Source organism: Mesorhizobium sp. WSM4884, assembly GCF_029625675.1.
GTDB lineage: Bacteria > Pseudomonadota > Alphaproteobacteria > Rhizobiales > Rhizobiaceae > Mesorhizobium.
The window spans coordinates 22255-34400 of sequence record NZ_JARTVO010000036.1; the positions used below are offsets into that span (position 1 = coordinate 22255).

12 protein-coding genes are annotated in these 12146 nt (G+C 64.6%); 7 read left to right on the forward strand and 5 right to left on the reverse strand.

Annotated elements, in window-relative coordinates:
* The first annotated feature begins 63 nt into the window (after positions 1 to 63).
* Positions 64 to 1092, forward strand: coding sequence for a tetraacyldisaccharide 4'-kinase (gene lpxK / locus P9236_RS29910; RefSeq protein WP_278078144.1), 1029 nt, complete (start codon positions 64 to 66; stop codon positions 1090 to 1092).
* Between the two features lie 13 nt (positions 1093 to 1105).
* Here the strand turns inward: lpxK and P9236_RS29915 are convergent, their stop codons facing one another.
* Positions 1106 to 1339, reverse strand: a complete 234-nt coding sequence (locus P9236_RS29915; protein ID WP_278078145.1) for a DUF2093 domain-containing protein — start codon at positions 1337 to 1339, stop codon at positions 1106 to 1108.
* Between the two features lie 114 nt (positions 1340 to 1453).
* Here P9236_RS29915 and P9236_RS29920 point away from each other — a divergent pair, with 114 nt between their 5' ends.
* Positions 1454 to 2038 (forward strand): hypothetical protein, encoded by a 585-nt coding sequence (locus P9236_RS29920; RefSeq protein WP_278078146.1) that lies wholly within the window; start codon positions 1454 to 1456, stop codon positions 2036 to 2038.
* Positions 2039 to 2091: 53 nt separating this feature from the next.
* Here the strand turns inward: P9236_RS29920 and P9236_RS29925 are convergent, their stop codons facing one another.
* Complete coding sequence (locus P9236_RS29925; RefSeq protein WP_278078147.1) at positions 2092 to 2538, reverse strand: hypothetical protein; 447 nt, start codon at positions 2536 to 2538, stop codon at positions 2092 to 2094.
* Positions 2539 to 2609: 71 nt separating this feature from the next.
* Entirely contained in the window at positions 2610 to 3536 is a 927-nt protein-coding gene (locus P9236_RS29930; protein ID WP_278078148.1) for a LysR family transcriptional regulator, read from the reverse strand.
* 90 nt (positions 3537 to 3626) lie between these two features.
* Between P9236_RS29930 and P9236_RS29935 the strand changes: the two genes are divergently transcribed.
* Complete coding sequence (locus tag P9236_RS29935; RefSeq protein ID WP_278078149.1) at positions 3627 to 4520, forward strand: DMT family transporter; 894 nt, start codon at positions 3627 to 3629, stop codon at positions 4518 to 4520.
* A 189-nt stretch (positions 4521 to 4709) separates the two neighbouring features.
* Here P9236_RS29935 and mutL read toward each other — a convergent pair whose 3' ends face one another.
* Both mutL and P9236_RS29945 read right to left on the reverse strand, forming a co-directional pair.
* Positions 4710 to 6590 carry a DNA mismatch repair endonuclease MutL gene (mutL, locus tag P9236_RS29940; RefSeq protein ID WP_278078150.1) on the reverse strand — a complete coding sequence of 627 codons (1881 nt, stop codon included), beginning with the start codon at positions 6588 to 6590 and terminating at the stop codon, positions 4710 to 4712.
* Between the two features lie 45 nt (positions 6591 to 6635).
* Positions 6636 to 7538 carry a LysR substrate-binding domain-containing protein gene (locus tag P9236_RS29945; protein ID WP_278078151.1) on the reverse strand — a complete coding sequence of 301 codons (903 nt, stop codon included), beginning with the start codon at positions 7536 to 7538 and terminating at the stop codon, positions 6636 to 6638.
* 90 nt (positions 7539 to 7628) lie between these two features.
* Here P9236_RS29945 and P9236_RS29950 point away from each other — a divergent pair, with 90 nt between their 5' ends.
* The 4 genes from P9236_RS29950 (at position 7629) to P9236_RS29965 (ending at position 11999) form a co-directional block, all read left to right on the forward strand.
* Entirely contained in the window at positions 7629 to 9179 is a 1551-nt protein-coding gene (locus P9236_RS29950; RefSeq protein WP_278078152.1) for a trimethylamine methyltransferase family protein, read from the forward strand.
* A 44-nt stretch (positions 9180 to 9223) separates the two neighbouring features.
* Positions 9224 to 10873 carry an ABC transporter substrate-binding protein gene (locus P9236_RS29955; RefSeq protein WP_278078153.1) on the forward strand — a complete coding sequence of 550 codons (1650 nt, stop codon included), beginning with the start codon at positions 9224 to 9226 and terminating at the stop codon, positions 10871 to 10873.
* 99 nt (positions 10874 to 10972) lie between these two features.
* On the forward strand, positions 10973 to 11446 hold the full coding sequence (locus tag P9236_RS29960; protein ID WP_278078154.1) for a DUF3828 domain-containing protein: 474 nt from the start codon (positions 10973 to 10975) through the stop codon (positions 11444 to 11446).
* Positions 11447 to 11450: 4 nt separating this feature from the next.
* Positions 11451 to 11999: a hypothetical protein gene (locus P9236_RS29965; protein ID WP_278078155.1), complete on the forward strand. Its 549-nt coding sequence runs from the start codon at positions 11451 to 11453 to the stop codon at positions 11997 to 11999.
* The last annotated feature ends 147 nt before the right edge of the window (positions 12000 to 12146 follow it).

Below are 12146 nucleotides of genomic sequence, written 5' to 3' on the forward strand. Positions count from 1 at the left end.
AAAAATCGGACCCGATTTTTGGCAAGGATCATGCGCAGGAATAGGGCGCGTGGGGCTGGCGCCATGACCAGCGAAGCGCCCCCCTTCTGGTGGCAAAAGCCGGACTGGCGGGCGCTGGCATTGTCGCCGGCGTCGGCTGTCTACGGAATGGTGGCTGGCCGCCGCATGCGCCATGCGCCGCGCGAGAAGGTCGCTGCACCCGTGCTCTGCGTCGGCAATCTCACCGTCGGCGGCAGCGGCAAGACGCCGGTCGCCATCGCGCTGGCGAAACAGGCAAAGCGCATGCAGCTCACGCCGGGCTTCCTGTCGCGCGGCCATGGCGGCTCCTTCGCCAAGCCGCATGTCGTCGATGCGCACTACGACGCCGCCAAGCATGTCGGCGACGAGCCACTGCTGCTTGCCGAACATGCCCCGGTGGCGGTGACGGCCAACCGCGCCGCCGGCGCCAAGCTGCTGCTGGAAGAGCATGGCTGCGATTTCCTGATCATGGATGACGGCTTCCAGTCGGCGCGCATCCACATCGACTACGCGCTGGTCGTGGTCGATGCGCGCTTCGGCATCGGCAACGGCCGCGTCATTCCGGGCGGGCCGCTCAGGGCCAAGGTCGTCGACCAACTGGTCTTTACCAGTGGGCTGCTGAAGATGGGCGAGGGGAGTGGCGCCGATACGGTGGTGCGCCAGGCGGCGCGCGCCGGCCGTCCGATCTTCCTGGCGCATGTCGAGCCGGCGAACCCATCGCGCTTTGCCGGCGGCCGCTTTCTTGCCTTTGCCGGCATCGGTCATCCCGAGAAATTCTTCGACACGCTGCGCGGTGTCGGCGGCGAGGTGGCGCTTTCGCGCGCCTTCCCCGACCATCATTTCTACGCCGCGGACGAGCTCGCCGACCTTGCTGCGCTTGCCAAACGCGAAAGGCTGCGCCTCGTCACCACCGCCAAGGACGCCGCGCGGCTCCGCCATGGCGCCGCACCCGCCGGCTTCCTCGACCAACTCGACGTGCTGGAGATCGACGCCGTGTTCGAGATCGAGCATGTGCCCGAGCGCATCATCGGCGAGACGCTGGATGCCTGGCGGTTGCGGAAGTTGAGGGGATGACGAAGGTGAGGGCCTACCGCCGGCTTCTCATCTCAGGATGCATCTCGATCTCGCGCCGCAGCGACGCGGCGGCGCTCACATAAGGCTCTTGCCTGGCGACGCTCCAATATTTGAGCTCGTCCAGCGGAATGCTCTCGCCGGTCACCGCGCAGCGCACGAACGCGCCGGGGCTGGTCACCTGGAAGTCGCCGTCGAGATAGCGGATGCGCGCTTCCTTGCCGCCGGGGCCTTCAAAACGGTTCATCATGAAATGACGCTTGGGTTCATATGGGTTCAATCGCCACAAATCGTGGGCAAGGTCAAGCTTGGCGCAACGCTCATGTAATATTGCTGCAGGGCACAATGGTAGACAGGAAGCGCCATGGACATCGCCAATGCCAGCAAGGCGTCTCTGCTGAGGGAGGCGCTCACCCCGCAGCCGGTGCCGTCGGCCATGCCCGATCCGGCGACAGCAGCGCTGGTCAAGGCGCTCGTCCAGCCGCCGGCGCCCGAAACGGTGCAGTCGGCTCAGTTCGCCGCGCAGGCGCTGAACGGTTCCTTGGCCAAGCCGCCCGCGCAAGCGTCGCAGCGCTTGTCCTCAGCCGAGATCGAAAGTGCCTATAGAGCCGTCATGGAGCCGGATGCCGGCACGGATGACGCGTCGGCAAGGGCTCAGGCGCGCAGGCCGGCGGCCGACGCCGACCAGCCATCGGTGACCCGGGCGCAGCCGCCGGCCGAAGACAGCGCGGCAAGGGCCGCACCAACGCCGCCACCGTCTTCATTCTCGCCGGCCCTCGCTTCAGCGGTGCTGGTCGCGGCCAACACCAACGCGCCGCAACCATGGGGCGCGGCAGCCCGCCCGGCGCCGCGATCCGAACCCGGCCAGACGCCGCTGTGGGCGATATCGGTCGTGACGGCCGTCGTCTCGGCCGCGACCACGACGATCGTGCTGATGCTGCTTCGCTGATTGAAGGACGTGACTCGTTATCGCGTGACCAAGATGCAGATTGCGAGCCTTGCTTATTGGCCTGCCTTTTCGATCTGCCTCGCTTTTCGGCGGATGCGGCCCAAAGTGTCCAGAACTCTCAAGCGCTTCAGCGGGACGCCATCATACTCCGTACAAGATCGCCGGCCGTTGCGGTCTACAACGGTCAGCATTGCGCGACGCCTGCCTCCTTTGGCATCAAACGCAGCTAGGAAGCTCTGGAAGTCAGTCGCCTCTGCACCGTTCTTTTTGCAGAAGATAGGAAAGGCTTGCCCGAATATGGCTGCAGCACCTTTCAATTGGTGGGAAGGGCGGCCCCCAATAATACTCCCACTTAGGAAGTCGATCTCGATTACTCCGCCAGGACTGGTCGCAGCCTCTTCAAACACGTCAGTAGGGCAGTAGCCGACAACAAAGCCCAAGCCACTCGCCATTGAGTCGGCGAAGTTGTGAGCGATTGCGCAAAGGCGTTCATGCTTCATGGTTGGAGGATAACAACTTCGTGGTAAGCTTTCCACCCGTACCGGTCATTCCGCATTTATGAGTTCACGGCTTAGTTGTCGTCCTGCAGGAAGGCTTCGAGCTTCTCGCGCGCCAGGCCCGCCTGTTCGCCGATGCGCCCGGCGAGATCGGCGGCGACCGCGCGTGGCCGGCCGACCGGGCGATCGAGCCAGTAGGACACCGGATTGAGCGCGACGCGATCGTCGACGGCGACGATTCGGCCGGACTTGAGCTGGTCCTTGGTCAGCGGCGGCCGCGCCAGCGCGATGCCCAGCCCGTGCGCCGCCGCGTCGAGCACCAGATTGTAGTCCTCGAAGCGCCGGTCCTGCGGGCGAGGGCGGTAGTCCACATCCTGAGCGGCGAACCAGGCACGCCAGGCGGTGGCGTCGGAATCATTGATCAGCGGGAATTTGAGCAGCCGGGCAGGGTCGCCCTGGCCGATCTCCTTCGCCAGTTCCGGCGATGCGATCGGAAAAATATGCTCCTCGAAGAGCTGCACCGAGACGCGGCCCGGAATGCGGCCGCGCCCGCAGCGCACCGAAAGGTCGATGCCTTCGTCGGCAAGGTCGGCCTGGCGGTTGTCGACATCGAGCACGATGCGCAGCCGCGTCGGGTTGTTTTCGAGCGCCGCCATGCGCGGCATCAGCCAGAGACCGCTGACCGAAGGGATCGAGGCCAGCCGCACCACCGCGGTGCCGCGCGGCTCGACCCAGCGGTCGGAGTTGACCGAGATCAGCGCGAAGGCTTCGGTGGTTCTAAGATGCAGCCGGTTGCCTTCATTGGTCAGCGTCACGCCGCGCGCGTTGCGTTCGAACACCTTGAGGCCGAGCCAGTCCTCAAGCTTGGCGACCTGGCGGCTCACCGCGCCATGGGTGAGGTTGAGCTTTTCGGCCGCCGCCGAGAAGCTTCCGGTGCGCGCCGCCGCATCGAAGGCGCGCAAGGTTTCCAGCGGCAGCATCTGGTTCGAGTTGTGATCCATGCTCACAGCTGATCCTCGAATTGCTCGTTTGTCAATCGGCCGGCGATGGGGTTTTCTCATCCCATGGCACTGGAAGACGAGGATACGGCGATGAGCGCTTACACCGGCACGTTGAATGAGACACAGCGCATGGACACCACCGCTGCCATCGCGGTGGCGCTGACCGTGGTCGGCTGGGCTTCGGCCTTCCCGGCGATCCGCGCCGGCCTCGCCGCCTTCCAGCCGCTGGAGTTGGGGGCGTTGCGCTTTGCCATCGCGGCCGTGCCGGCGGCCATCTTCCTCGCCGTCAAGCGCCCGGCTCTGCCCCGGGTCGAAGAACTCTGGCGCTTCGGCTTCGGTGGCGCCATCTTCGTCGCGCTCTACACAGCCATGCTCAATTTCGGCGAGCTGACCGTCTCTGCGGGCGCTGCCGGCTTCATCATCAATGTCAGCCCGATCTTCACTGCGATCATGGCCATGGCGCTGCTTGGCGAGCGGTTTTCCGGAATGGCCTGGGTCGGCACGGTGATCTCGTTCACCGGTATCGGCATCATCGCGGTGGCGGACGGGCACGGCCTGCATTTCAACGCCGGCGCTCTCCTCGTGCTGGGCTCGGCCCTTTGCTCGGCCGTCAACACCATCGTCCAGAAGCCGCTCTTTGCCCGCCATCATCCGCTGACGATTGCCGCTTCCAACATGGTGCTCGGCGCGCTCTGCCTGTCGCCCTTCCTGCCGGAAGCGTTTTCGCAGGCCGCGGTTGCCGACACCGCCGGCCTCGGCGCCGTCATCTATCTCGGCATCGTGCCCTCGATGATCGCTTACGCCGCCTGGGCGACCGCGCTGTCGCGCCTGCCGGCCGCGCGCGCCTCGAACTTCCTTTATCTCGTCTCGCCGACCTCCGCTTTGATCGGCTTCTTCTGGCTGGGCGAGGTGCCGTCGCTGCTCGGCATCCTCGGCGGCGCGCTGGCGCTGGGTGGCGTGATCGTGGTCAATTTGAAACGATAAGTCAGAGGGTTGAAGCTGTTTCCCGACTCAAGAAAAGAGCCGCTTCGAGCGGCTCTTTTCTTGCCCCCACCCGGACCTTCGGTCCGACCTCCCCACAAGGGGAGGTAGGGCGCCGCGCCCTTATCCTCCCTCTCGTGGGGAGGGTCGCCGTGAAGCGGCGGGGTGGGGGTCTGCGCCCTATGCGATTATTCACCGCCGCCCAAACAGCCTTTCAATGTCAGCCAGTTTCAGCTCGATGTAAGTCGGGCGGCCGTGATTGCAGGTGCCTGAGCCAGGCGTCGCCTCCATCTGGCGCAGCAGCGCGTTCATCTCCTCGGCCTTGAGCAGTCGGCCCGAGCGCACCGAGCCGTGACAGGCCATGGTCGCGGCGATTTTGTCCAGCCGCTCTTTCAGCGTCTCGACCGTGTCGTTGTCGGCGATTTCGTCGGCAAGGTCGCGCACCAATTGCTGCACATTGGTCTCGCCGAGCATCGACGGCGTCTCGCGCACCGCCACCGCGCCGGGGCCGAAGCGCTCAAGGCCGAGGCCGAATTTGGCGAGCGTCTCAGAATGCATGGCCAGCCGTTCGGCATCGTCTTCGGGCAGGTCGACGATCTCCGGCAGGAGCAGCATCTGCGAAGGCACGGCGCGCGAGTGCAGCGCGTTCTTCAGCGCCTCGTAGACCAGCCGCTCATGCGCCGCATGCTGGTCGACGATGACGAGCGAATCCCTGGTCTGGGCGACGATGTAGTTCTCGTGCACCTGCGCCCGCGCCGCGCCGAGAACCATGCCGAGCAGCGCTTCGGCCGGCTCGGCCACGCCCGCTCGCGCGTCGGCGCTGGCAAGCGGCCCGGTGTCGAAGGCCGCCTGGTCGTTTTCGCCGAAGCCACCTCCGTACGGCTGCGTTTCGCCCATGTCGAGCGGCCGCTGCGGCGAGCGCGCCAAATTCGAACCATGGTCGAAACCCATCGAGCCCGAGGCATGAAAGGCCGCTCCGTAGCTGCGGTGGCCGCTGGTCGGGCCTGGATGCGCGTATGGCGCCGCGCCCGGCCGGAACGCCGCCATCATGCCGGCGGCGCCCGTGGTTGCCGCCCGGATGCCGGCGCCGGCCAAAGCCTCGCGGATGGCGCCGACGATCAGCCCGCGCACCAGGCCCGGGTCGCGGAAGCGCACATCGGCCTTGGCCGGATGGACGTTGACGTCGACGGTCGCGGGATCGAGCGTCAGGAACAGTACCGTGACCGCATGCCGATCGCGCGGCAGGACGTCGGCGAAGGCGCCGCGGATCGCGCCGGCGATCAGCTTGTCGCGCACCGGCCTGCCGTTGACATAGGCATATTGCTGCAACGCGTTGGCTCGCGTGTAGGAAGGGATCGAGACGTGGCCGGCAAGATGCACCCCGTCGCGCATGGCATCGATGGCAATGGCATTGTCGGGGAAATCCTTGCCCATCACCTGCGCGACGCGAGCAAGCCGGCCCTCCGGTGTGTCGCTGGTCGCCGGCAATTCGAGCGTCGAACGGTCGGAGCCGGCAAGCGTGAAGCGCACGGCCGGGAAGGCTATCGCGATCCGTTTCACCACGTCGCTGGTGGCCGAGCTTTCGGCGCGCTCGCCCTTCATGAATTTGAGCCGCGCCGGCGTGGCGAAGAAGAGGTCGCGCACCTCGACCGTCGTGCCGCGGTTCGCGGCCGCCGGCTTGACGGCTGAAACCCGGCCGCCGTCGATGCCGATCTCGGCCGCGGCGTCGCCGCTTGCCGTGCGCGAGCGGATCGAAAGTCTGGCCACCGAACCGATCGAGGGCAGCGCCTCGCCGCGAAAACCCAGTGAACGGATGTCGTGGATGTCGTTGGAGAGCTTCGAGGTGCAATGCCGGGCGACCGCCAATGACAGTTCCTTTTCGGGAATGCCCGAGCCGTCGTCGGTGACGCGGATGAGAGAAAGCCCGCCGCCGCTGGTGACGATCTCGACCCTGCTCGCGCCGGCGTCGAGCGCGTTCTCGACCAGTTCCTTCACCACGCTCGCCGGGCGCTCGATCACCTCGCCGGCGGCGATCTGGTTGATCATTGTTTCTGAAAGCTGGCGAATGGGCATGCGCCGATTATAGGCGGATTCGAACCGGGTGGGGGAGGGATTAGTTCACGCCTGCGCCACCAGCCAGTCCCTCACTTTGCGCGCGTTGTCGCTGAGCTCGCGGTTCTTCGGCCAGATGACGTGGAAGCCGATGCCGGTCCGCATCACATGGTCGGTCACCGGCACCAGCAGGCCCGATGCAACCAGCCGCTCGACCAGATGCCGCCAGCCGAGCGAGATGCCTTGCCCTTCCATCACCGCCTGGATCACCAGTGCATAGTCGTTGATGCGCAACCCGCGCTCGGCATTGCGCAGGCTGGTTCCGGCGGACGCGAACCATTCGTCCCAGTTCGGGGCCTCGCGATAGGGCTCCTCGAGATGGATGAGCCTGTGCGTTGCCAGTTCCTCGACGGTTTCCGGCAAGCCGAATTTGGCGAGATAGCTAGGCCCGGCGACGGGGAAGATCTCTTCGTCGGAGAGCGACAGGGAATGATAGTCCGGCCAGTCGCGGGGCATCCCTCCGCGCACCCCGAGCGGAATGCCCTCGGCGATGATGTCGAGGTCGCGGTCAGCAGTCTGGATGCGCAGGTCGACGCCCGGCAGCTCGTCGCGGAACTGCTGCAGCCGCGGCATCATCCAGAACGAGCCGAAGGCGGTCGAGGCGGCTAAAGTCACGTGGCCGCCGGTTGCCTGCAGCCGAAGATCCTCGGCCGATTTGCGGATATGTGACAGGCCGAGCGAAACGTCGGCGTGGAAGCGCTCGCCGGCCTCCGTCAGCAGCACCTGGCGATGGCGGCGCTGGAAGAGCTTCGCGCCGAGCTGTTCTTCCAGCCCGCGCACGGCATAGGAGACGGCCGCCTGCGTCATGCCGAGCTCGCGCCCGGCCGCGGTGAAGCTGGACAGCCGGCCCGCCGCCTCGAAGACGACGAGGCTGCCGGCGGAAGGGAGGAGGTGGCGTAGGTTTCGCATAAGTGTAGCTTATACAAGAGATCAGGATTTTCCAGCGTCACATCCATATTTCGTCTCGCTAACTTGGGCAGGCGGGAAGAAGGAGGATTCATGAACGCACTGGCCGCTGAATTGACTGAACCGACCCATCGTCGCGGCGGCGGCCGCCTTGGGCGCAAGGCGCTGAGGAGCGCCCCGGTTGCGTCCTTTCCGACGCTGGTACGGCAGATCCCCGTCTACGAGATCGTGCCCGACGAGGCGGTGGAACTGATCCACGAAGAGTCGCTCAAGATCCTCGAGGAAGTGGGCTGCGAATTCCGTGACGACGAGGCGATCGCGCTCTGGAAAGCGGCAGGCGCCGACGTCAAGGAAACGCGTGTGCGCATCGATCGCGCGCTGCTGATGGAACTCGTCTCGAAGGTTCCGCCGGAATTCACGCTCAACGCGCGCAATCCCGAGCGCACGGTCCGCGTCGGCGGCAAGAACTCGATCTTCGTGCCGATGTATGGCGCGCCCTATGTGCGCGACCTCGACAACAAGCGGCGCTACGGCACGCTCAACGACCTCAACAATTTCCACAAGCTCGCCTACATGGCGCCGGCGCTGCATTCGTCGAGCTCGATCATCTGCGAGCCGATGGAGATCCCGGTGCCGAAGCGCCACCTCCATATCATTCATTCGGCGCTGAAGCATTCCGACAAGCCGTTCATGGGCATCGTCACGTCGAAGGAGCGGGCCGAGGACACGATGGCGATGGCTGCAATCGTTTTCGGCGAGAAGTTCGTGCGCGACAATCCGGTGCTGGTGGCGATCACCAACTGCAATTCGCCGCTGGTGTGGGACGCCACCATGCTCGACGCCATGCGGGTCTATGCGCGCCACAACCAGCCGCTGATCCTGGCGCCCTTCGCGCTCTGCGGCGCCTCGACCTCGGCTTCGGCCGTAGGCGCGGTGGCGCAGGTCAACGCCGAGGCGCTTGCGGGCGTGGCCTTCACCCAGCTCATCCGTCCCGGCTCGCCGCAGCTTTACGGACAATTCATGGTGACGGTCGACATGAAGACCGGCGCGCCGATGGGCGGCACGCCGGAGGCTGCCCAGATGATGTATCTGATGGGCGCGCTGGCCAGGAAATACAAGCTGCCGTGGCGCACTTCCGGCTTCCATGTCGGCTCCAAGCTCAACGACGCCCAGGCCGGCTACGAGGCGAATATGCTCATGCATGCCGCGATCCTCGCCGGCGCCAATTACATCTGGCACTCGGCCGGCTGGCTGGAGGCGGGCCTCACCTGCGGCTACTCGAAATTCGCCACCGACTGCGAGCAGCTCGTCGGCTGGTACAAATATGCCGGCGGTGTCCCCTTCGACGATTTCAAGGAAGCGATGGCGGCGATCCGCGAGGTCGGTCCGCAAGGGCATTTCCTCGGCACCCAGCACACGCTGGAGCATTTCGAACGCGCCTTCTTCATGCCGAGCATCATGGACTTCAACTCTTTCGAACAATGGACAGCTGAGGGCGCGAAGGATCATGATACGCGCGGCCTCGAAAAGGCGCGCAACATGCTCGCCGACTATCAGGAGCCGAAGCTCGACGAGGGCGTCGCCGAAGGTCTCAAGGATTTGATCGCGCGGCGCGAGGAAAAGCTACCCGATAGCGTTAGTTGACGGAGAACGGGCGTAGACCCGCTGAAACCAATGGGAGAAAGACAATGACAGTTTTCAGAAGCAACGGTGATCGCGTCCCCGCCGCCATCGAGGCGATGGCGGAAGAAGCGCGCGCGGGCCGCGTGGACCGACGCGAATTCCTGGCGCTGGCGAGCGCTTTCGGCGCATCGACGGCTTTCGCCTATGGCATGATCGGCCTCGCCGCGCCGACAAAGGCCCTGGCAGACGAGCCGAAGAAAGGCGGAACGCTGCATGTCGCGATGTCCGTCAAGGCGCAGAAGGATCCGCGCACCTATGACTGGACGGAGATGGCAAATGTCACCCGCACCTGGCTGGAGCCGCTCGTGCGCTACACGCATCAGTTCACTTTCGAGCCAGTCCTGCTCGAAAGCTGGGACGTCAACGACGATGCCACCGAATACACGCTGCATCTGCGCAAGGGCGTGACCTGGAACAATGGCGATGCCTTCAACGCCGACGACGTGGTCTTCAACCTGAACCGCTGGTGCGAGAAGGGGGCTTCCGGCAATTCCATGGCGGCACGCGTCGGCGCGCTGGTCGATGCCAAGACCGGCAAGGCGAAGGACGGCGCCATCACCAAGGTCGACGACCATACGGTCAAGCTGAAGCTTTCCGAAGCCGATATCGCGATCATTCCGGGTTTCACCGACTATCCGGCGCTGATCGTGCATCGCGACTTCGACAAGGATGGTGCCGACCCGATCAAGAAGCCGATCGGTACCGGAGCTTTCGAGCTGGTCTCCTACGCGGTCGGCCAGAAGGCGGTCGTCAAGCGCCGCGAGAACGGCAAGTGGTGGGGCGGCGAAGCGCCGCTCGACGGGGTCGAGTTCATCGACTATGGCACCGACTTCAACGCCACACTGAATGCCTTCGATTCCGGCGAGATCGATCTCGATTTCGAAACGCCGGCCGACTTCATCGACCCGCTCGACAAGATGGATCTGGTGAAATCGGAAGTCGCAACGGCGACCACGCTCGTCGCCCGCACCAACATCACGCACAAGCCCTACGACGACAAACGGGTGCGCAACGCGCTGCAGATGGCCGTCGACAACAACCAGGTCATGCAACTCGGCTATAATGGCCGCGGCACCGTCGGTGAGAACCATCATGTCAGCCCGATCCATCCCGAATACTATCCTCTGCCCAAGAAGGAGCGGGACGCGGCCGGCGCCAAGAAGCTGATGGCCGAAGCCGGCCAGGCCGACTTCGAGCACGAGCTGATCACCGTCGAGGACGAATGGCAGAAGAACACAGGTGACGCGATCGCCGGCCAGTTGCGCGATGCCGGCATCAAGGTGAAGCGCACGGTGCTGCCGGGCTCGACCTTCTGGAACGACTGGACGAAATACCCTTATTCCATGACCATCTGGTACATGCGCCCGCTCGGCGTCCAGGTCCTGGCGCTGGGCTACCGCAGCGGCGAGGCCTGGAATGAGACGGCTTATTCCAACCCGGATTTCGACGCCAAGCTCAAGGAGGCGCTGTCGCAGATCGACGTCGCCAAGCGCAAGGAGGTGATGAAGGACGTCGAGCAGATCCTACAGGACTCCGGCGTCATCATTCAGCCGTTCTGGCAGAAGCTCTACTGCCACATGAACAAGAAGGTGAAGAACTACACAATGCACCAGACCTACGAAATGGACTTCCAGAACGTCTGGCTTGAAGCCTGAGACGGCGGCGCAAGGACTTCATGTGCCGCGAAAAAGCCGATATGCAGGATGCGTGGTGGTGATCCTGCCACCACGCCGCCGAACATCCGGAGATCCTGCATGAGACCGATAGTGCTGGCCGCCGCCATGTCGATTGCCTTGCCCGCCGCGGCACTCGCCGGGACGGCGTCCAAGGCCGTGAAGTTCTTCTATGTGCCTGAAGTGAAGTTCGAGGCGGACGCGAAATACCGCGACCGCTTCACCGAGCCGGTCACCAAGCTCTTCGAGGCCAACGACAAGGCGCAGAAGGAGAAGCCCGACGAGGTATCCTGCATCGATTTCGACCCGGGCCTCGACGCCCAGGATTTCGATCAGAAGACCGTGTCGAAGACGCTGAAGCTCACCGAGGCCGTCAATGGCGACACCGCCGAGGTGACGGCAAACTTCAATCTTTTCCCGGAAGGCGATGACTCCAAACGCGAAATGGTGTGGTCGCTGAAGAAAGTGGACGGCAAGTGGAAGATCGCCGACATCACCTCCAAGACCAGCAGTTGGACGCTCAGCGCGCTGGGATGCGGCGCCTCGACGGAGTGATACCATGCTTCGCCGCCTCGCCCTCGCGCTGGCAAGCCTATCGATGCTGGCCGCGGGGCTGAACGGCGCCTCGGCGCAGGGGCTGTTCGGTTCGCCGCCGAAGGCCTCTTCCAGCGACAACGCGCCTGCGGTCGACAAGTCGCCGCCGGCACCTGCCGCTCCCATCCTGCCCGGATCGCCAACGGCGGTGGTAAGGCCCTTCTATGAGCATCTCGGGCTGGAATTGGACCCGGCTCAGCGCAAGAACTTCATCGATCCCGCGAAGAGCGTGCTCGACAAGAGCGATGCGCTGCGCGCCTCGGGCCAGGGCGAATGCCTCGATCCCAACATGGCGCTCGACAATGCCGATTACGACAAGCTCGCCATCGACAATAGCCTGCGCACCATCGAGGCCGTCAATGGCGACGATGCCAAGGTGGTCGTGGCCTTCGTCGTCGAAGGCCACCAGCATCGTCTGGAATGGAAGCTGAAGAAGGTCGGCGGCGACTGGAAGATCTCCGACTTTCTGTCGGTCACCGGCGAATGGGCGCTAAGCCAGTACCAGTGCGAATGACGGTGCTTAAAAATCAGCAACAGCGATCCTTCGCGCCCCCCTCTGGCCTGCCGGCCATCCCCCCCGCTTGGGGCAGGGGAATCGCACATGAGTAGAAAAGGACTCTTGTGCGGTATGTGGAAATCGATTCTGAGAGACCTCTGGATG

Excerpts from the sequence above, each read along its gene's own strand:
- P9236_RS29935 (WP_278078149.1), top strand. The coding sequence starts at position 3,627 with ATGAGCGCTTACACCGGCACGTTGAATGAGACACAGCGCATGGACACC.
- P9236_RS29915 (WP_278078145.1), bottom strand. The coding sequence starts at position 1,339 with ATGATGAACCGTTTTGAAGGCCCCGGCGGCAAGGAAGCGCGCATCCGC.
- P9236_RS29945 (WP_278078151.1), bottom strand. The coding sequence starts at position 7,538 with ATGCGAAACCTACGCCACCTCCTCCCTTCCGCCGGCAGCCTCGTCGTC.
- P9236_RS29925 (WP_278078147.1), bottom strand. The coding sequence starts at position 2,538 with ATGAAGCATGAACGCCTTTGCGCAATCGCTCACAACTTCGCCGACTCA.
- lpxK (WP_278078144.1), top strand. The coding sequence starts at position 64 with ATGACCAGCGAAGCGCCCCCCTTCTGGTGGCAAAAGCCGGACTGGCGG.
- mutL (WP_278078150.1), bottom strand. The coding sequence starts at position 6,590 with ATGCCCATTCGCCAGCTTTCAGAAACAATGATCAACCAGATCGCCGCC.
- P9236_RS29920 (WP_278078146.1), top strand. The coding sequence starts at position 1,454 with ATGGACATCGCCAATGCCAGCAAGGCGTCTCTGCTGAGGGAGGCGCTC.
- P9236_RS29955 (WP_278078153.1), top strand. The coding sequence starts at position 9,224 with ATGACAGTTTTCAGAAGCAACGGTGATCGCGTCCCCGCCGCCATCGAG.
- P9236_RS29930 (WP_278078148.1), bottom strand. The coding sequence starts at position 3,536 with ATGGATCACAACTCGAACCAGATGCTGCCGCTGGAAACCTTGCGCGCC.
- P9236_RS29965 (WP_278078155.1), top strand. The coding sequence starts at position 11,451 with ATGCTTCGCCGCCTCGCCCTCGCGCTGGCAAGCCTATCGATGCTGGCC.
- P9236_RS29950 (WP_278078152.1), top strand. The coding sequence starts at position 7,629 with ATGAACGCACTGGCCGCTGAATTGACTGAACCGACCCATCGTCGCGGC.
- P9236_RS29960 (WP_278078154.1), top strand. The coding sequence starts at position 10,973 with ATGAGACCGATAGTGCTGGCCGCCGCCATGTCGATTGCCTTGCCCGCC.